This window comes from Paraburkholderia fungorum (assembly GCF_003610895.1).
In the GTDB taxonomy this organism is placed as follows: Bacteria; Pseudomonadota; Gammaproteobacteria; order Burkholderiales; family Burkholderiaceae; genus Paraburkholderia; species Paraburkholderia fungorum_B.
Genome location: NZ_MCAS01000054.1, coordinates 1 through 20,404, shown reverse-complemented (window position 1 = coordinate 20,404; position 20,404 = coordinate 1). Strand labels below are relative to the sequence as shown.

At 59.0% G+C, this 20,404-nt stretch carries 15 protein-coding genes and 1 tRNA gene; 15 read left to right on the top strand and 1 reads right to left on the bottom strand.

Annotated features, from left to right (window positions below):
* From tuf (BCY88_RS33820) to rplL, 8 genes are all read left to right on the top strand, one after another.
* Window positions 1-1,170, top strand: a 1,170-nt coding sequence (tuf, locus tag BCY88_RS33820; RefSeq protein WP_007750620.1) for an elongation factor Tu, incomplete at its 5' end; no start/stop codon positions are given.
* Between the two features lie 65 nt (window positions 1,171-1,235).
* Window positions 1,236-1,311, top strand: a tRNA-Trp gene (locus BCY88_RS33815).
* 36 nt (window positions 1,312-1,347) lie between these two features.
* Window positions 1,348-1,728, top strand: a complete 381-nt coding sequence (secE, locus tag BCY88_RS33810; protein ID WP_046567533.1) for a preprotein translocase subunit SecE — start codon at window positions 1,348-1,350, stop codon at window positions 1,726-1,728.
* 1 nt (window position 1,729) lies between these two features.
* Window positions 1,730-2,287, top strand: a complete 558-nt coding sequence (gene nusG, locus BCY88_RS33805) for a transcription termination/antitermination protein NusG (RefSeq protein WP_007180147.1) — start codon at window positions 1,730-1,732, stop codon at window positions 2,285-2,287.
* A 165-nt stretch (window positions 2,288-2,452) separates the two neighbouring features.
* On the top strand, window positions 2,453-2,884 hold the full coding sequence (gene rplK, locus BCY88_RS33800; RefSeq protein ID WP_120348451.1) for a 50S ribosomal protein L11: 432 nt from the start codon (window positions 2,453-2,455) through the stop codon (window positions 2,882-2,884).
* Window positions 2,885-3,583, top strand: coding sequence for a 50S ribosomal protein L1 (rplA, locus tag BCY88_RS33795; RefSeq protein WP_007180145.1), 699 nt, complete (start codon window positions 2,885-2,887; stop codon window positions 3,581-3,583).
* A 302-nt stretch (window positions 3,584-3,885) separates the two neighbouring features.
* Window positions 3,886-4,389 (top strand): 50S ribosomal protein L10, encoded by a 504-nt coding sequence (gene rplJ, locus BCY88_RS33790; protein WP_007180144.1) that lies wholly within the window; start codon window positions 3,886-3,888, stop codon window positions 4,387-4,389.
* Between the two features lie 63 nt (window positions 4,390-4,452).
* Window positions 4,453-4,827 carry a 50S ribosomal protein L7/L12 gene (gene rplL, locus BCY88_RS33785; protein WP_054043372.1) on the top strand — a complete coding sequence of 125 codons (375 nt, stop codon included), beginning with the start codon at window positions 4,453-4,455 and terminating at the stop codon, window positions 4,825-4,827.
* Between the two features lie 3 nt (window positions 4,828-4,830).
* Here rplL and BCY88_RS39690 read toward each other — a convergent pair whose 3' ends face one another.
* A complete protein-coding gene (locus BCY88_RS39690) occupies window positions 4,831-5,073 on the bottom strand; it encodes a hypothetical protein (RefSeq protein ID WP_147408593.1) in 243 nt (80 codons plus the stop codon).
* Window positions 5,074-5,197: 124 nt separating this feature from the next.
* Between BCY88_RS39690 and rpoB the strand changes: the two genes are divergently transcribed.
* The 7 genes from rpoB (at window position 5,198) to tuf (BCY88_RS33750) (ending at window position 20,404) form a co-directional block, all read left to right on the top strand.
* The gene (rpoB, locus tag BCY88_RS33780) at window positions 5,198-9,304 is read left to right on the top strand and encodes a DNA-directed RNA polymerase subunit beta (protein WP_054043374.1); all 4,107 of its coding nucleotides are present in this window, start codon (window positions 5,198-5,200) and stop codon (window positions 9,302-9,304) included.
* A gap of 21 nt (window positions 9,305-9,325) precedes the next feature.
* A complete protein-coding gene (rpoC, locus tag BCY88_RS33775; protein WP_120348450.1) occupies window positions 9,326-13,564 on the top strand; it encodes a DNA-directed RNA polymerase subunit beta' in 4,239 nt (1,412 codons plus the stop codon).
* 252 nt (window positions 13,565-13,816) lie between these two features.
* Window positions 13,817-15,664 (top strand): DNA helicase RecQ, encoded by a 1,848-nt coding sequence (recQ, locus tag BCY88_RS33770; protein WP_120348449.1) that lies wholly within the window; start codon window positions 13,817-13,819, stop codon window positions 15,662-15,664.
* Between the two features lie 232 nt (window positions 15,665-15,896).
* On the top strand, window positions 15,897-16,277 hold the full coding sequence (gene rpsL, locus BCY88_RS33765) for a 30S ribosomal protein S12 (RefSeq protein WP_006998493.1): 381 nt from the start codon (window positions 15,897-15,899) through the stop codon (window positions 16,275-16,277).
* 181 nt (window positions 16,278-16,458) lie between these two features.
* On the top strand, window positions 16,459-16,929 hold the full coding sequence (gene rpsG / locus BCY88_RS33760; protein ID WP_006053291.1) for a 30S ribosomal protein S7: 471 nt from the start codon (window positions 16,459-16,461) through the stop codon (window positions 16,927-16,929).
* Window positions 16,930-17,063: 134 nt separating this feature from the next.
* Window positions 17,064-19,166: an elongation factor G gene (fusA, locus tag BCY88_RS33755; RefSeq protein WP_054043378.1), complete on the top strand. Its 2,103-nt coding sequence runs from the start codon at window positions 17,064-17,066 to the stop codon at window positions 19,164-19,166.
* A gap of 47 nt (window positions 19,167-19,213) precedes the next feature.
* Window positions 19,214-20,404: an elongation factor Tu gene (gene tuf / locus BCY88_RS33750; protein WP_063497539.1), complete on the top strand. Its 1,191-nt coding sequence runs from the start codon at window positions 19,214-19,216 to the stop codon at window positions 20,402-20,404.

Genomic DNA, 20,404 nt, shown 5'->3' with positions numbered 1-20,404 from the left:
CGGACCAAGCCGCACGTGAACGTCGGCACGATCGGTCACGTTGACCACGGCAAGACCACGCTGACGGCAGCGATCACGACGGTGCTGACCAAGAAGTTTGGCGGCGAAGCGAAGGCATACGACCAGATCGACGCGGCGCCGGAAGAAAAGGCACGTGGTATCACGATCAACACGGCACACGTCGAGTACGAAACGGCTAACCGCCACTACGCACACGTCGACTGCCCGGGCCACGCTGACTATGTGAAGAACATGATCACGGGCGCAGCGCAGATGGACGGCGCGATCCTGGTGTGCTCGGCAGCAGACGGCCCGATGCCGCAAACGCGTGAGCACATCCTGCTGGCGCGTCAGGTTGGCGTTCCGTACATCATCGTGTTCCTGAACAAGTGCGACATGGTGGACGACGCTGAGCTGCTGGAGCTCGTGGAGATGGAAGTTCGCGAACTTCTGTCGAAGTACGACTTCCCGGGCGACGACACGCCGATCATCAAGGGTTCGGCCAAGCTGGCGCTGGAAGGCGACACGGGCGAGCTGGGCGAAGTGGCGATCATGAACCTGGCCGACGCGCTGGACACGTACATCCCGACGCCGGAGCGCGCAGTTGACGGTGCGTTCCTGATGCCGGTGGAAGACGTGTTCTCGATCTCGGGTCGCGGCACGGTGGTGACGGGTCGCGTTGAGCGCGGCGTGGTGAAGGTCGGCGAAGAAATCGAAATCGTCGGTATCAAGCCGACGGTGAAGACGACGTGCACGGGCGTGGAAATGTTCCGCAAGCTGCTCGACCAGGGTCAGGCCGGCGACAACGTGGGTATCCTGCTGCGCGGCACGAAGCGTGAAGACGTGGAGCGTGGCCAGGTTCTGGCGAAGCCGGGTTCGATCAACCCGCACACGCATTTCACGGCAGAAGTGTACGTGCTGAGCAAGGACGAAGGCGGCCGCCACACGCCGTTCTTCAACAACTATCGTCCGCAGTTCTACTTCCGTACGACGGACGTGACGGGCTCGATCGAGTTGCCGAAGGACAAGGAAATGGTCATGCCGGGCGACAACGTGTCGATCACGGTGAAGCTGATCAACCCGATCGCGATGGAAGAAGGTCTGCGCTTCGCAATCCGCGAAGGCGGCCGTACGGTCGGCGCAGGTGTGGTTGCTAAGATTCTCGAGTAACGCCAGACAGTTCTCGTTGATCGGTAGTTTCGGGGTTGGCGGTGTCGTCAACCCCAAAATGGTTTAGGGGTATAGCTCAACTGGCAGAGCGTCGGTCTCCAAAACCGAAGGTTGGGGGTTCGATTCCCTCTGCCCCTGCCAACTCTCGCGTCGTATATGGCGCTTCGTTAAGGTGTTATGGCGAATCCTTCCGTCGAAACTGTAAATACATCCGGCGACAAGCTGATGCTCGTCGCGGGCGTATTGTTGGTCTTGGCCGGGTTCGTGGGGTTCTTCTGGCTCAGTGGCCAGGAATGGTACGTCCGCGGAGCCGCCTTGGCTGTTGGCGCTATCGCTGGTGTTGCAGTCGGTCTTCTCTCCGCGCCTGGCAAGGGTTTCATCGCTTTCGCCAAAGACTCGTACAAGGAAGTTCGTAAGGTTGTTTGGCCGACTCGTAAAGAGGCGACCCAGACAACGCTCGTAGTGTTCGGCTTTGTGTTCGTAATGGCGATCTTTCTTTGGATTAGCGATAAATCCATCGAATGGGCGATTTTCTCGGTGATTCTGGGTTGGAAATGATATGAGCGATACTCCGGCATCCCCGAGCGGCAAACGTTGGTATGTGGTGCACGCCTACTCCGGCATGGAGAAGAGCGTGCAACGTGCGCTTCAGGAGCGCATCGAACGTGCTGGCATGCAAGACCAATTTGGTCAGATCCTCGTTCCGACTGAAGAAGTGGTCGAGGTAAAAGGCGGTCATAAATCAGTGACCGAGCGTCGTTTCTTCCCGGGCTATGTCCTTGTGGAAATGGAAATGACAGACGAAACGTGGCACCTCGTGAAGAACACGGCAAAGGTGACGGGTTTCGTAGGCGGTGCGCGTAATCGTCCGAGCCCGATTTCCCCGCGGGAAGTCGAGAAGATCATGTCGCAAATGCAGGAAGGCGTGGAAAAGCCACGTCCGAAGACCCTGTTTGAAGTTGGCGAGATGGTGCGGGTGAAGGACGGTCCGTTCACGGATTTCAACGGAAGCGTCGAAGAAGTGAACTACGAAAAGTCGCGTGTCCGTGTTTCCGTTACAATTTTTGGCCGCGCAACTCCGGTCGAGTTGGAATTCGGTCAGGTCGAAAAGTTGTAATCAAGAATTCTACGGGACGCACCACTCGGTGCGTCCCGTATTTCGCGCTTACGGTCCGCGTAATGACTGTTGAGGAGCGTAAGTAGTCTGTTTTTCGGCGAACGCGCGCTACTACTCACTGAACGTCCACTTGTAGCACGGTGGTGTTCCTAAGAGGTTCTCAAAATGGCAAAGAAAATCATCGGCTTTATCAAGCTGCAGATTCCTGCAGGTAAAGCCAACCCGTCGCCGCCGGTCGGTCCGGCACTGGGCCAACGCGGCCTGAACATCATGGAGTTCTGCAAGGCGTTCAACGCGCAGACTCAAGCACTGGAACCGGGTCTGCCGACTCCGGTCGTGATCACGGCGTTCGCGGACAAGAGCTTCACGTTCGTTCTGAAGACGCCGCCGGCTACGGTTCTGATCAAGAAGGCAGCAAAGATCGACAAGGGTTCGGCCAAGCCGCATACCGACAAGGTCGGCACGATCACCCGCGCTCAAGCTGAAGACATCGCCAAGACCAAGATGCCCGATCTGACGGCAGCTGATCTGGACGCAGCGGTTCGTACGATCGCTGGTAGCGCCCGCTCGATGGGCATCACCGTGGAGGGCGTGTAAATGGCTAAGCTTTCAAAGCGTCTGCAAGCATTTGCAGCCAAGGTTGATCGTCAAAAGCTGTACGCGATCGACGAAGCTCTGTCGCTCGTGAAGGAATGCGCAAGCGCGAAGTTCGACGAGTCGATCGACGTTGCAGTGCAACTCGGCATCGACGCGAAGAAGTCGGACCAAGTGGTTCGCGGTTCGGTCGTCCTGCCGGCAGGTACCGGCAAGTCGGTTCGTGTGGCAGTGTTCGCGCAAGGCGAAAAGGCTGAGCAAGCTCGTGCCGCCGGCGCAGAAGTCGTCGGTATGGAAGACCTGGCTGAACAAGTCAAGGCCGGCAAGCTGGACTTCGACATCGTGATCGCTTCGCCGGACACGATGCGTGTTGTCGGTACGCTCGGTCAGATCCTCGGCCCGCGTGGCCTGATGCCGAACCCGAAGGTTGGCACGGTTACGCCGGACGTTGCGACTGCGGTCAAGAACGCCAAGGCTGGTCAGGTGCAATTCCGTGTCGACAAGGCCGGTATCATCCACGCCACGATCGGCCGTGCTTCGTTCGAGCCGACCGCTCTGCGTAGCAACCTGAACGCTCTGGTCGACGCGCTGCAAAAAGCGAAGCCGGCAACGAGCAAGGGCGTGTACCTGCGTAAGGTCGCGCTGTCGAGCACGATGGGTGTTGGCGTTCGCGTCGACCAGGCATCGATCGCAGCACAGTAATAAATTTCATCGCCTCGATGTGAGTCGAGGCGGTTTTATGGGCTTTGGGCGGTCGCAAGATGGCAGTCTGCATCGAACGGCCGGTTGTCAAAGACCGTTGGCGGGAAAGCAGCAGGCAGGCTAACCCTTAATGTAAAGCCAACGCAGATGGCGAACCCGAAAAGGTTTTGTAGTGATGAAGCTGGTTGAGATTCGCAGCAATGTGGGTCTCAGGCGGTCGAAATACTCCTGACTGGTCGGACGCCGTTATTGAACGCGGTACACAAGGCGCACGCCGCGTGTATCGAATCTGGAGGTTAACCGTGCCACTTAACAAAGAAAGCAAGCAGGCCGTCGTCGCTGAGGTTGCCGCGCAAGTCGCGAAAGCCCAGACCGTGGTTCTGGCTGAGTATCGTGGAATCGCGGTTGGCGATCTGACCAAGCTGCGCGCGAAAGCGCGTGAGCAACAGGTTTACCTTCGTGTGTTGAAGAACACGCTGGCGCGTCGCGCTGTCGAAGGTACCCCGTTTGCTCCGCTGGCAGAGCAGATGACTGGTCCCCTGATCTACGGCATCTCGGAAGATGCAATTGCTGCTGCTAAGGTCGTCAATGACTTCGGCAAAACCAATGACAAGTTGATCATCAAGGCTGGTTCCTACGAAGGCAAGGTGATGGACAAGGCTGGCGTGCAAGCGCTGGCAAACATCCCGAGCCGCGAAGAACTGCTCTCCAAGCTGTTGTACGTTATGCAAGCACCTGTTTCCGGCTTTGCGCGCGCTCTGGCCGCGCTGGCAGAAAAGAAACAAGGCGAAGAAACCGCTGCGTAACGCACTTCAGTCGAGCGTGATTGATCGCTGGCTGTATCCGAATTCAATTTAGGAGTATTTCAAATGGCAATCGCAAAAGATGACATCCTCGAGGCAGTAAGCTCGATGTCGGTTCTGGAACTGAACGAGCTGGTCAAGGCGTTCGAAGAAAAGTTTGGCGTGTCGGCAGCTGCTGTTGCAGTGGCAGGCCCGGCAGGCGGCGGCGCTGCTGCTGCTGCTGAAGAGCAAACCGAATTCACGGTCAACCTGACGGAAGTCGGCGCGAACAAGGTTTCGGTCATTAAGGCTGTTCGTGAACTGACGGGTCTCGGCCTGAAGGAAGCGAAGGACCTGGTCGACGGCGCACCGAAGCCTGTTAAGGAATCGGTACCGAAGGCTGCTGCTGAAGAAGCCAAGAAGAAGCTGGAAGAAGCCGGCGCGAAAGCTGAAATCAAGTAAGTTTCAGCGCGTTGTGCGAAGGCTGGCGGTTTTCCACCGCCGGCCTTTTTGTGCTTGTTGGGGGCCGTGGTTTTGCCAGCTTGTTTCGGCAAGAACAAGGACCCCAGAAGCCAAAGAAAACCGCCTTTCGGCAACATTGACCGGCGTTTCTCTTTGTCTTCTGAAGCGACTGCAGAAGGCAAGTTTGGTCGGGTAGCGGGCAACATAGGCATCCGCTGCCGTCAGCCAGCGGTTGGTAGCGGCCAACCACCAAGCTTCTAGGCTCGTTCAAGCCATCGGACGGCCATCGGGTCTCAGTCGGTGAACACTCGGGTTGTCTCATCAAGGTATCCTGCCTCGACAACAATGCCCGCCGTGATTCGGAGATCGTATGCAATATTCCTTCACCGAGAAGAAGCGTATTCGCAAGAGTTTTGCGAAGCGCCCCATCGTTCACCAAGTACCTTTCCTGCTGGCTACCCAGCTTGAATCATTCAGCACGTTTCTGCAAGCAGACACGTCATCCACGCAACGCAAGCCGGAAGGCCTGCAAGCTGCGTTTACATCCGTTTTTCCGATCGTTTCGCACAACGGTTTTGCGCGTCTCGAGTTTGTCAGCTACATGCTGTCGCCGCCGGCATTCAACATCAAGGAATGTCAGCAGCGCGGTTTGACGTACTGCTCGGCACTGCGCGCGAAAGTGCGTCTGGTGCTGCTCGACAAGGAATCGCCGAGCAAGCCGGTCGTCAAGGAAGTGAAGGAACAGGAAGTGTACATGGGCGAAATTCCGCTCATGACGCCGACGGGTTCGTTCGTCATCAACGGCACGGAACGTGTGATCGTTTCGCAGCTGCATCGTTCGCCTGGCGTGTTCTTTGAACACGACAAGGGCAAGACGCACAGCTCGGGCAAGCTCCTGTTCTCGGCACGTATTATTCCTTACCGCGGTTCGTGGCTCGATTTCGAGTTCGACCCGAAGGACGTGCTGTACTTCCGCGTCGACCGTCGCCGCAAGATGCCGGTCACGATCCTGCTGAAGGCCATTGGCCTCACGCCGGAACAGATCCTCGCAAACTTCTTCGTGTTCGACAATTTCACGCTGATGCCGGAAGGCGCGCAGATGGAATTCGTGCCGGAGCGTCTGCGCGGTGAAGTCGCGCGTTTCGACATCACGGACCGTGATGGCAACGTGATCGTCCAGAAGGACAAGCGGATCAACGCCAAGCACATTCGCGACCTCGACAACGCGAAGACGAAGTTCATTTCGGTGCCGGAAGACTATCTGCTCGGCCGCGTGCTCGCGAAGAACGTTGTTGACGGCGACACCGGTGAAGTCATCGCTAACGCGAACGACGAAATCACCGAGACCGTCCTCGAAAAGCTTCGCGAATCGAAGATCAAAGACATCCAGACGCTCTACACGAACGATCTGGATCAAGGTCCGTACATCTCGTCGACGCTGCGCATCGACGAAACCGCGGACAAGATGGCTGCACGCATTGCGATCTACCGCATGATGCGTCCGGGCGAACCGCCGACCGAAGAAGCGGTCGAGGCGCTGTTCAACCGTCTGTTCTATAGCGAAGACGCATACGACCTGTCCAAGGTGGGTCGTATGAAGTTCAACCGCCGTGTCGGTCGCGACGAAATCGTCGGTCCGATGACGCTGCAAGACGACGACATTCTCGCCACGATCAAGATTCTGGTCGAGCTGCGTAACGGCAAGGGCGAAGTGGACGACATCGACCACTTGGGCAATCGTCGTGTGCGTTGCGTTGGTGAACTGGCGGAAAACCAGTTCCGCGCAGGTCTCGTGCGTGTCGAACGTGCTGTGAAGGAACGCCTCGGCCAGGCCGAAAGCGAAAACCTGATGCCGCACGACCTGATCAACTCGAAGCCGATTTCGTCGGCGATTCGCGAGTTCTTCGGTTCGTCGCAGCTGTCGCAGTTCATGGACCAAACGAACCCGCTGTCGGAAATCACCCACAAGCGCCGTGTTTCGGCACTTGGCCCGGGCGGTTTGACGCGTGAGCGCGCTGGCTTTGAAGTCCGCGACGTGCACCCGACCCACTATGGCCGTGTGTGCCCGATTGAAACGCCGGAAGGTCCGAACATCGGCCTGATCAACTCGCTCGCACTGTACGCGCACCTGAACGAATACGGCTTCCTCGAAACGCCGTATCGCAAGGTCGTGGACAGCAAGGTGACCGATCAGATCGACTATCTGTCGGCGATCGAAGAAGGCCGTTACGTGATCGCTCAGGCGAACGCGGCGGTGGCTGCTGACGGCTCGCTGACCGACGAACTGGTGTCGTCGCGTGAAGCAGGCGAAACGCTGATGGTTACGCCGGACCGCATCCAGTACATGGACGTGGCGCCGTCGCAGATCGTGTCGGTGGCAGCATCGCTGATTCCGTTCCTCGAGCACGATGACGCGAACCGCGCATTGATGGGTTCGAACATGCAGCGTCAGGCTGTGCCGTGTCTGCGTCCTGAAAAGGCTGTGGTCGGTACGGGTATCGAACGCACGGTGGCAGTCGACTCGGGTACGACGGTTCAGGCATTCCGCGGTGGTGTGGTCGACTACGTCGACGCAGGCCGTATGGTGATCCGCGTGAACGACGATGAAGCTGTTGCTGGCGACGTCGGCGTGGACATCTACAACCTGATCAAGTACACGCGTTCGAACCAGAACACGAACATCAACCAGCGCCCGATCGTGAAGGTCGGCGATATCGTGTCGCGTGGCGACGTGCTGGCTGACGGTGCATCGACCGATCTCGGCGAACTGGCTCTCGGCCAGAACATGCTGGTCGCGTTCATGCCGTGGAACGGCTACAACTTCGAAGATTCGATCCTGATCTCGGAGAAGGTGGTTGCTGACGACCGTTACACGTCGATCCACATCGAAGAACTGAACGTCGTTGCTCGCGATACGAAGCTCGGACCGGAAGAAATCACGCGCGACATCTCGAACCTGGCTGAAGTGCAACTCGGCCGTCTCGACGAGTCGGGCATCGTCTACATCGGCGCTGAAGTCGAAGCAGGCGACGTGCTGGTCGGTAAGGTCACGCCGAAGGGCGAAACCCAGCTGACGCCGGAAGAAAAGCTGCTGCGCGCGATCTTCGGTGAAAAGGCTTCGGACGTGAAGGACACGTCGCTGCGCGTGCCGTCGGGCATGAGCGGTACGGTCATCGACGTGCAAGTGTTCACGCGTGAAGGCATTCAGCGCGACAAGCGTGCGCAACAGATCATCGACGATGAACTGAAGCGTTATCGCCTGGACCTGAACGACCAGCTGCGTATCGTGGAAGGCGATGCATTCCAGCGTCTCGCACGTATGCTGACCGGCAAGGTTGCGAACGGTGGTCCGAAGAAGCTCGCGAAGGGTACGAAGATCGAACAGGCTTACCTGGAAGATCTCGACCACTACCACTGGTTCGACATCCGCCTCGCGGACGAAGAAGCAGCGGCACAGCTCGAAGCGATCAAGGACTCGATCGAACAGAAGCGTCACCAGTTCGATCTGGCGTTCGAAGAAAAGCGCAAGAAACTCACGCAAGGCGACGAACTGCCGCCGGGCGTGCTGAAGATGGTCAAGGTATATCTGGCTGTGAAGCGTCGTCTGCAGCCTGGCGACAAGATGGCCGGCCGTCACGGTAACAAGGGTGTGGTGTCGAAGATCGTTCCGATCGAAGACATGCCGTACATGGCCGATGGCCGTCCGGCTGACGTCGTGCTCAATCCGCTCGGCGTGCCGTCGCGGATGAACGTGGGCCAGGTTCTCGAAGTGCATCTGGGTTGGGCCGCGAAGGGTCTCGGCTGGCGTATTGCAGAAATGCTGCAACGTCAGGCGAAGATCGCTGAACTGCGCGAATTCCTGACCAAGATCTACAACGAGTCGGGCCGCGCCGAAGAGCTGGATAGCTTCACGGACGACGAAATCGTCGAACTGGCGAAGAACCTGCGCGAAGGCGTTCCGTTTGCAACGCCGGTGTTCGACGGTGCGACGGAAGAAGAAATGTCGCGCGCGCTGGATCTGGCATTCCCGGACGACATTGCGAAGAACCTCGGCATGACGCCGTCGAAGAACCAGGTGCGTCTGTATGACGGCCGCACGGGTGAGATGTTCGAACGTACGGTGACTGTCGGTTACATGCACTACCTGAAACTGCACCACTTGGTCGACGACAAGATGCACGCGCGTTCCACGGGCCCGTACTCGCTCGTGACGCAGCAGCCGTTGGGCGGTAAGGCGCAGTTCGGTGGCCAGCGTTTCGGTGAAATGGAAGTGTGGGCGCTCGAAGCGTACGGCGCATCGTACGTGCTGCAAGAAATGCTGACGGTGAAGTCGGACGACGTGGCGGGCCGGACCAAGGTTTATGAAAACCTGGTCAAGGGCGATCACGTGATCGATGCAGGCATGCCGGAATCCTTCAACGTGTTGGTGAAGGAAATCCGCTCGCTCGGTATCGACATCGACCTCGACCGCAACTAATCGGACTACGGAGAGAAAGCAATGAAAGCTCTGCTCGATCTATTCAAGCAAGTCCAACAGCCTGAAGTTTTTGACGCAATCAAGATCGGTCTGGCCTCACCAGACAAGATCCGTTCGTGGTCGTTCGGTGAAGTCAAGAAGCCGGAAACCATCAACTACCGGACGTTCAAGCCGGAACGCGATGGTCTGTTCTGCGCGAAGATTTTCGGACCGATCAAAGACTACGAATGCCTTTGCGGCAAGTACAAGCGCCTGAAGCATCGTGGCGTGATCTGTGAAAAGTGCGGCGTCGAAGTGACGCTCGCCAAGGTGCGTCGCGAACGGATGGGCCACATTGAGTTGGCCTCGCCGGTCGCTCACATCTGGTTCCTGAAGTCGCTGCCGTCGCGTCTGGGCATGGTGCTCGACATGACGCTGCGCGACATCGAACGCGTGCTGTACTTCGAAGCATACGTGGTGATCGATCCGGGCATGACGCCGCTGAAAGCGCGGCAGATCATGACGGAAGAGGATTACTACAACAAGGTCGAAGAGTACGGTGACGAATTCCGTGCCGAGATGGGCGCGGAAGGCGTTCGCGAACTGCTGCGCGCGATCAACATCGACGAACAGGTCGAGATGCTGCGCACCGAACTCAAGAACACGGGTTCGGAAGCGAAGATCAAGAAGTACGCGAAGCGCCTGAAGGTGCTCGAGGCTTTCCAGCGTTCGGGCATCAAGCCTGACTGGATGGTGCTCGAAGTGCTGCCGGTGCTGCCGCCGGAACTGCGTCCGCTGGTGCCGCTGGATGGCGGCCGTTTCGCGACGTCGGACCTGAACGACCTGTATCGCCGCGTGATCAACCGTAACAACCGGTTGAAGCGTCTGCTCGAACTGAAGGCGCCTGAAATCATCGTCCGCAACGAAAAGCGGATGCTGCAGGAAGCCGTCGATTCGCTGCTCGACAACGGTCGTCGCGGTAAGGCAATGACCGGCGCGAACAAGCGTCCGTTGAAGTCGCTCGCTGACATGATCAAGGGTAAGGGCGGTCGTTTCCGTCAGAACTTGCTCGGTAAGCGCGTGGACTACTCGGGCCGTTCGGTGATCGTGGTCGGCCCGACGCTCAAGCTGCATCAGTGCGGTCTGCCGAAGCTGATGGCGCTCGAACTGTTCAAGCCGTTCATCTTCAACAAGCTCGAAGTGATGGGTGTTGCTACCACCATCAAGGCTGCGAAGAAGGAAGTCGAGAACCAGACAGCCGTGGTGTGGGACATCCTCGAAGAGGTGATCCGCGAGCATCCGGTCATGCTGAACCGCGCGCCTACGCTTCACCGTCTTGGCATTCAGGCTTTCGAGCCGGTGCTGATCGAAGGTAAGGCTATCCAGCTGCACCCGCTCGTTTGCGCGGCGTTCAACGCCGACTTCGACGGTGACCAGATGGCTGTGCACGTGCCGCTGTCGCTCGAAGCGCAGATGGAAGCGCGTACGCTGATGCTGGCGTCGAACAACATCCTGTTCCCGGCCAACGGCGATCCGTCGATCGTGCCGTCGCAGGATATCGTGCTCGGCCTGTACTACGCGACCCGTGAAGCTGTGAACGCCAAGGGTGAAGGCCTGACGTTCACGGGCGTCTCGGAAGCGCTGCGTGCTTACGAGAACAAGGAAGTCGAGCTGGCCTCGCGCGTCAACGTGCGGATCACTGAAATGGTCCATAACGAAGACACGTCGGAAGGCGCGCCGAAGTTCGTGCCGAAGATCTCGCTGTACGCGACGACCGTCGGCCGTTCGATCCTGTCGGAAATTCTGCCGCCGGGCCTGCCGTTCTCGGTGCTGAACAAGCCGCTGAAGAAGAAGGAAATCTCGCGTCTGATCAACACCGCGTTCCGCAAGTGCGGTCTGCGCGAAACGGTGATTTTCGCCGACCAGTTGATGCAGTCGGGTTTCCGTCTGGCAACGCGCGCGGGTATTTCGATTTGCGTGGACGACATGCTCGTGCCGCCGCAAAAGGAAACCATCGTCGGCGACGCCGCGAAGAAGGTGAAGGAATACGACCGTCAGTACATGTCGGGTCTCGTCACGTCGCAAGAACGTTACAACAACGTGGTCGACATCTGGTCGGCAACGTCGGAAGCGGTCGGCAAGGCGATGATGGAGCAGCTGTCGACGGAGCCGGTGACGGACCGCGACGGCAACGAAACGCGTCAGGAATCGTTCAACTCCATCTACATGATGGCGGACTCGGGCGCTCGTGGTTCCGCGGTTCAGATTCGTCAGCTGGCCGGTATGCGTGGCCTGATGGCGAAGCCGGACGGCTCGATCATCGAGACGCCGATTACGGCGAACTTCCGTGAAGGCCTGAACGTGTTGCAGTACTTCATCTCGACCCACGGTGCACGTAAGGGTCTGGCTGATACGGCACTGAAGACGGCAAACTCGGGTTACCTGACGCGTCGTCTCGTCGACGTGACGCAGGATCTGGTGGTGGTCGAGGACGATTGCGGTACGTCCAACGGCGTCGCCATGAAGGCGTTGGTCGAAGGCGGTGAAGTCGTCGAAGCGCTGCGTGACCGTATCCTCGGTCGCGTGACGGTGGCTGACGTCGTCAATCCGGAATCGCAGGAAACGCTGTACGAAACGGGCACCTTGCTCGACGAAGACGCGGTCGAAGAAATCGAACGCCTCGGCATCGACGAAGTGCGCGTGCGTACACCGCTGACTTGCGAAACGCGTTACGGTCTGTGCGCAGCCTGCTATGGCCGCGACCTGGGTCGTGGCTCGTCGGTCAACGTTGGCGAAGCAGTTGGCGTGATCGCTGCCCAGTCGATCGGTGAACCGGGCACGCAGCTCACGATGCGTACGTTCCACATCGGTGGTGCGGCATCGCGTGCAGCAGTGGCTTCGTCGGTTGAAGCGAAGTCGAACGGTACGGTGCGTTTTACGGCGACGATGCGTTACGTCACCAACGCGAAGGGCGAGCAGATCGTCATCTCGCGTTCGGGCGAAGCGATGATCACCGACGACCACGGCCGCGAGCGTGAACGTCACAAGGTGCCGTACGGCGCGACGCTGTTGCAACTGGACGGCGCGCAGATCAAGGCCGGCACGCAACTGGCGACGTGGGATCCGATGACGCGTCCGATCATCACCGAGTACGGTGGTACGGTGAAGTTCGAAAACGTCGAAGAAGGCGTGACGGTTGCCAAGCAGATCGACGATGTGACGGGTCTCTCCACGCTGGTCGTGATCGACGTGAAGCGTCGCGGTTCGCAAGCGTCGAAGACGGTGCGCCCGCAGGTCAAACTGCTCGACGCGAACGGCGAAGAAGTCAAGATCCCGAACACCGAGCACTCGGTGCAGATCGGCTTCCAGGTCGGCGCTCTGATCACCGTGAAGGACGGTCAGCAAGTGCAGGTTGGTGAAGTGCTCGCACGGATCCCGGTTGAATCGCAAAAGACTCGCGACATTACCGGTGGTCTGCCGCGTGTGGCGGAACTGTTCGAAGCGCGCTCGCCGAAGGACGCCGGTATTCTGGCGGAAGTCACGGGCACGACGTCGTTCGGTAAGGACACGAAGGGCAAGCAGCGTCTCGTTATTACGGACCTCGAAGGCAATCAGCACGAGTTCCTGATCGCGAAGGAAAAGCAGGTTCTGGTGCACGATGGTCAAGTCGTCAACAAGGGCGAAATGATTGTCGACGGCCCGGCTGATCCGCACGACATTCTGCGTCTGCAGGGCGTCGAAGCGCTGGCGCGCTACATCGTTGACGAAGTGCAGGACGTGTATCGTCTGCAGGGCGTGAAGATCAATGACAAGCACATTGAAGTGATCGTCCGTCAGATGCTGCGCCGCGTGCAGATCGTCGATAACGGTGACACGCGCTTCATCATGGGCGAACAGGTCGAGCGCTCGGATATGCTCGACGAAAACGACCGGATGGCTGCGGAAGGCAAGATCCCGGCAACCTACGACAACGTGCTGCTCGGTATTACGAAGGCATCGCTGTCGACCGATTCGTTCATCTCCGCGGCGTCGTTCCAGGAAACGACTCGCGTGCTGACCGAAGCGGCGATCATGGGCAAGCGCGACGATTTGCGCGGGCTGAAGGAAAACGTGATCGTGGGTCGTCTGATTCCGGCTGGTACAGGCCTCGCGTTCCACAAGGCACGCAAGAGCAAGGAACTGTCCGACCGCGAGCGTTTCGATCAGATCGCAGCGGAAGAGTCGTTCGAATTCGGTACGCCGGAAACCCCGGCCGCCGAACAGCAGCACTCAGGCGAGTAAGTCCCGGCGGCGCAAGCCGCCTGGGACTCACCAGCCAGCGAAGCCGCTCAGTTTCGACTGAGCGGCTTTTTTTTGTCGACAGGAGTTAGTGCTTTGGCATTTACTCCTGTCCCACCGACCGCGCGCGCCTTAATTTTGTGCAGTTTTGTGGATTTGCCAGCCAAACGGCTAACGTTTCTGCAAAGCGCGGGCGCAGCACGAATGCGTTGGTAAAATTCGTGTCACCGGCATTACGCTGCTTCTCTCAAATTCATGTCCCGTCCGCTCGAAATCCTCAACGAAGTCTTCGGTTACCCCGCGTTTAGAGGACAGCAGGGCGAAATTGTCGAGCACGTCGCCGGCGGCGGGGATTGCCTCGTGTTGATGCCGACGGGGGGCGGCAAGTCGTTGTGCTATCAGATTCCGTCGCTCGTGCGGCGCGAGGCTGGATGCGGAGCGGGGATCGTGGTGTCCCCGCTGATCGCATTGATGCAGGATCAGGTCGCCGCGCTCAAGGAGGTCGGCGTACGCGCCGCTTATCTGAATTCGACGCTGTCGAGCGCGGAGGCGATGGCTACCGAACGTGCGCTGCGCGAAGGCGAAATCGATCTGCTGTATGTGGCGCCGGAACGATTGATGACGCCTCGTTTCCAGGAGTTGCTCGAGCGCACGCGCATCGGGCTCTTCGCCATTGACGAAGCGCACTGCGTATCGCAATGGGGACACGACTTCCGTCCCGAATATATTCAGCTGTCGGTGCTGCACGAGCGCTTTCCGAACGTGCCGCGCATCGCGCTCACCGCGACGGCCGACGCGATCACGCGCGACGAAATCATCCACCGTCTCGCGCTCGATGACGCGCGCATCTTTGTCTCGAGCTTCGATCGGCCAAACATTCGTTATCGCATCGTCGAAAAGGACAACGCGCGCACGCAACTGCTCGACTTCATTCGCGCTGAACACTCGAAGCCAGACGGTACGACTGACGCCGGCGTTGTCTACTGCCTGTCGCGCCGCAAGGTCGAAGAAACAGCCGAGTGGCTGAAAGAGAAGGGGATGCGCGCGTTGCCGTACCACGCCGGCATGGAGTTCGAAATCCGCCAGAAGCATCAGGAGATGTTTCAGCGCGAGGAGGGCATCGTGATGTGCGCGACGATCGCGTTCGGCATGGGGATCGACAAACCGGACGTGCGCTTTGTGGCTCACCTCGATTTGCCGAAGAGTGTCGAAGGCTACTACCAGGAAACCGGGCGCGCGGGCCGCGACGGCATGCCGGCGAATGCGTGGATGGCGTACGGTCTGGGCGACGTCGTGCAGCAGCGCAAGATGATCGACGAGTCCGATGCCGACGACGCGCATAAGCGCGTGCAGACCGGCAAGCTCGATGCGCTACTTGGGCTGTGCGAAGCGGCAACCTGCCGCCGGGTGCGGCTGCTCGCGTATTTCGGCGAATTGAGCAAGCCGTGCGGCAATTGCGACAACTGTCTCGAACCTCCCGACACATGGGACGCTACGCGCGAAGCGCAGATGGCGCTGTCATGCGTGTTCCGCGCGCAGCGGGCGAGTGGATTCCACTTTGGCGCCGGGCACCTGATCGACATTCTGCGTGGCAACCGCAGCGAGAAGATCCTGCAACGCGGTCACGAGAAGCTCACCACTTTTGGGATCGGCGCGGCTCTTGGCGAGCCGGAATGGCGTGCCATCTTTCGCCAGCTCGTCGCGTTTGGCTACCTCACCGTCGATCACGAAGGTTTCGGCTCGCTCGTGCTGACCGAGGCCGCGAAAGCGGTGCTAAAGAGCGAGCAGAACGTGACGATGCGCCGCTACGTGAAGCCCACGCGTACCCGCCAGTCGTCCGGCCGCACCAGCGAGCGCGCTGACCCGACCATCGGCATGGGGCCGCGCGAGCGCGCCCGCTGGGAACGCCTGCGTGCCTGGCGCACGGAGACGGCGAAAAGCGACGGCGTGCCCGCCTACGTCATTTTCCACGACGCCACGCTGGCCGAAATTGCCCGCAACGGACCCGATTCCCTCGAGGATTTGCGCGGTATTCCGGGCATGGGCGCCCGCAAACTCGACCGTTTTGGCGACGAGTTGCTGGAAGTCGTCTCCGCCGACTGAGCGTCGGCGAACACGGGTTGAGGTCGGCAGGGGTGCGAAACAATGCCACCCCATCGCAACCTGTTGACTCGCTTAGCATTTCCGGACTATTATGCTAGGTTCCGGTTCTTGGAATGCCTGCTTGCGGAGTCAATTCGTGCGCAGACGCCTTGGTCCGGAAGTTCGATGCGCAATCGTTTCTGCTTTGCCCGGAAACAGATGCGTCGATTTTGTTCAATTTCAGGAATAAACAATGCCAACCATCAATCAACTGGTTCGCAAAGGCCGCGCGTCGGAAACGACGAAGAGCAAGAGCCCGGCTTTGCAGGACTGCCCCCAGCGTCGCGGCGTGTGCACCCGTGTGTACACCACGACGCCTAAGAAGCCTAACTCGGCACTGCGTAAGGTTGCCAAGGTTCGTCTGACGAACGGCTTCGAAGTTATTTCGTACATCGGTGGTGAAGGCCACAACCTGCAGGAACACTCGGTCGTGCTGATTCGCGGCGGCCGTGTTAAGGACTTGCCGGGTGTGCGTTACCACATGGTTCGCGGCTCGCTGGATACCCAGGGCGTCAAGGATCGTAAGCAAGCTCGCTCGAAGTACGGTGCGAAGCGCGCTAAGGCCGGCAAGTAATTAGCCGGTCCGTGTAGTTTCAGGTCGCCTGTAAAGGCGGTAATAGCGGTGGTGCCGGAATCGCCGGTGCTGTCGAGTAAGTGGTCACCCGACCAGGCTGGTAAGTCGTTAGAGATGAATCGGGTTAGTTGGTGGCCGCGGGGCTAAAAATAGCTCCAACTGAAAAAGTAAAGGAAGAAACATGCCGCGTCGTCGCGAAGTCCCCAAGCGGGAAGTGTTGCCGGATCCGAAATTCGGTAACGTAGATGTTGCAAAGTTCATGAACGTGCTGATGCTCTCCGGCAAGAAGTCGGTTGCTGAGCGTATCGTGTACGGTGCTTTCGAACAGATCCAGACCAAGGGTGGCAAGGACCCGCTGGAAGTGTTCACGGTAGCGCTCAACAACGTCAAGCCGGTGGTCGAAGTCAAGAGCCGTCGCGTTGGTGGTGCGAACTATCAGGTTCCGGTCGAAGTGCGTCCGTCGCGTCGTATGGCATTGGCGATGCGTTGGTTGCGTGAAGCCGCGAAGAAGCGCAGTGAGAAGTCGATGGCCCTGCGTCTGGCAGGTGAACTCTCCGAAGCGGCCGAAGGCCGTGGCGGCGCGATGAAGAAGCGCGACGAAGTTCACCGGATGGCAGAAGCCAACAAGGCGTTCTCGCACTTCCGTTTCTAAGCTTCCCGAACCCGGGTTTAGCAGAAAAAGCGGAAAGAAATTCCGGGCGGGTGCGCTTACAAAGCGCCTCGCCCGTTTGTGTTACAGCGCGATGGGTATTTTCTCGCATCGCGTCATCCCAATAGAGGATCAAAGTGGCTCGCAAGACACCTATCGAGCGCTACCGTAACATCGGTATTAGCGCTCACATCGACGCCGGCAAAACGACGACGACCGAGCGCATCCTGTTCTACACCGGCGTGAACCACAAGATTGGTGAAGTTCACGACGGCGCTGCCACCATGGACTGGATGGAGCAGGAGCAGGAACGCGGCATCACGATCACGTCCGCTGCTACCACGGCATTCTGGAAAGGCATGGCCGGCGACCGCGCTGAGCACCGCATCAACATCATCGACACCCCGGGCCACGTTGACTTCACGATTGAAGTTGAGCGCTCGATGCGCGTGCTCGACGGCGCATGCATGGTGTATTGCGCAGTGGGCGGCGTGCAGCCCCAGTCGGAAACCGTGTGGCGCCAGGCTAACAAGTACAAGGTTCCCCGTCTCGCGTTCATCAACAAGATGGACCGTACCGGCGCGAACTTCTTCAAGGTCTACGACCAGCTCAAGCTGCGTCTGAAGGCGAACCCGGTTCCGGTCGTGGTGCCTATCGGCGCTGAAGAATCGTTCACGGGTGTGGTCGATCTGCTGAAGATGAAGGCGATCATTTGGGACGAAGCGTCCCAGGGCACCAAGTTCTCGTACGAAGAAATCCCGGCAGAACTCGTCGACACGTGCAATGAATGGCGCGAGAAGATGGTCGAAGCCGCGGCTGAATCGAGCGAAGACCTGATGAACAAGTACCTCGAAGAAGGCGAATTGACGGAAGCAGAAATCGTCAAGGGTCTGCGCGACCGTACGATCGCTTGCGAAATCCAGCCGATGCTGTGCGGTACCGCGTTCAAGAACAAGGGCGTGCAACGGATGCTGGACGCCGTGCTCGACTTCCTGCCGTCGCCGATCGATATTCCGCCGGTTACGGGCGAACTCGAAAACGGTGAAAAGGCTGAGCGTCGCGCAGCTGACGACGAGAAGTTCTCGTCCCTCGCATTCAAGATCATGACCGACCCGTTTGTCGGCCAGCTGATCTTCTTCCGTGTGTACTCGGGCACGACGAAATCGGGCGACACGCTGCTGAACGCGACCAAGGACAAGAAGGAACGTCTCGGTCGTATTCTGTTGATGCACGCAAACCAACGCGAAGAAATCAAGGAAGTGCACGCAGGCGACATCGCTGCTGCAGTTGGCCTGAAAGACGCGACCACGGGCGACACGCTGTGCGATCCGCTGCACCCGATCGTGCTCGAGCGCATGATTTTCCCGGAGCCGGTGATTTCGCAGGCTGTTGAGCCGAAGACGAAGCCGGACCAGGAAAAAATGGGTCTGGCGCTGAACCGTCTGGCTCAGGAAGATCCGTCGTTCCGCGTTCAAACGGACGAAGAGTCGGGTCAAACCATTATTTCGGGCATGGGCGAGCTCCACCTGGAAATTCTGGTTGACCGGATGAAGCGTGAATTCGGCGTCGAAGCAACCGTCGGCAAGCCGCAAGTGGCGTATCGTGAAACGATTCGCGGCAAGGCGGAAGACGTCGACGGCAAGTTCGTCAAGCAGTCGGGTGGTCGCGGCCAGTATGGTCACGCGGTCATCACGCTCGAGCCGAATGAGCAGGGCAAGGGCTACGAATTCCTGGACGAAATCAAGGGCGGTGTGATTCCGCGTGAATACATCCCGGCAGTCGACAAGGGCATCCAGGAAACGCTGAAGGCTGGCGTGCTGGCAGGCTTCCCGGTCGTTGACGTGAAGGTTCACCTGACGTTCGGTTCGTACCACGACGTTGACTCGAACGAAAATGCGTTCCGCATGGCCGGTTCGATGGCGTTCAAGGAAGCAATGCGCAAGGCTCAACCGGTCATCCTCGAACCGATGATGGCTGTGGAAGTCGAAACGCCTGAAGATTACATGGGCAACGTGATGGGCGATCTGTCGGGTCGTCGCGGTATCGTTCAGGGCATGGACGACATGGTTGGCGGCGGCAAGATCGTTCGCGCCGAAGTGCCGCTGTCGGAAATGTTCGGCTACTCGACGTCGCTGCGTTCGCTGACCCAAGGTCGTGCAACGTACACGATGGAGTTCAAGCATTACTCCGAAGCACCGCGTAACGTGTCGGAAGCGATCATCAACGCCAAGTCGAAGTAATCGCGCGGCAAGTCATTCAACGATTAACTTTTTGAAAGAAGAGAAACATGGCTAAAGGTAAATTCGAACGGACCAAGCCGCACGTGAACGTCGGCACGATCGGTCACGTTGACCACGGCAAGACCACGCTGACGGCAGCGATCACGACGGTGCTGACCAAGAAGTTTGGCGGCGAAGCGAAGGCATACGACCAGATCGACGCGGCGCCGGAAGAAAAGGCACGTGGTATCACGATCAACACGGCACACGTCGAGTACGAAACGGCTAACCGCCACTACGCACACGTCGACTGCCCGGGCCACGCTGACTATGTGAAGAACATGATCACGGGCGCAGCGCAGATGGACGGCGCGATCCTGGTGTGCTCGGCAGCAGACGGCCCGATGCCGCAAACGCGTGAGCACATCCTGCTGGCGCGTCAGGTTGGCGTTCCGTACATCATCGTGTTCCTGAACAAGTGCGACATGGTGGACGACGCTGAGCTGCTGGAGCTCGTGGAGATGGAAGTTCGCGAACTTCTGTCGAAGTACGACTTCCCGGGCGACGACACGCCGATCATCAAGGGTTCGGCCAAGCTGGCGCTGGAAGGCGACACGGGCGAGCTGGGCGAAGTGGCGATCATGAACCTGGCCGACGCGCTGGACACGTACATCCCGACGCCGGAGCGCGCAGTTGACGGTGCGTTCCTGATGCCGGTGGAAGACGTGTTCTCGATCTCGGGTCGCGGCACGGTGGTGACGGGTCGCGTTGAGCGCGGCGTGGTGAAGGTCGGCGAAGAAATCGAAATCGTCGGTATCAAGCCGACGGTGAAGACGACGTGCACGGGCGTGGAAATGTTCCGCAAGCTGCTCGACCAGGGTCAGGCCGGCGACAACGTGGGTATCCTGCTGCGCGGCACGAAGCGTGAAGACGTGGAGCGTGGCCAGGTTCTGGCGAAGCCGGGTTCGATCAACCCGCACACGCATTTCACGGCAGAAGTGTACGTGCTGAGCAAGGACGAAGGCGGCCGCCACACGCCGTTCTTCAACAACTATCGTCCGCAGTTCTACTTCCGTACGACGGACGTGACGGGCTCGATCGAGTTGCCGAAGGACAAGGAAATGGTCATGCCGGGCGACAACGTGTCGATCACGGTGAAGCTGATCAACCCGATCGCGATGGAAGAAGGTCTGCGCTTCGCAATCCGCGAAGGCGGCCGTACGGTCGGCGCAGGTGTGGTTGCTAAGATTCTCGAGTAA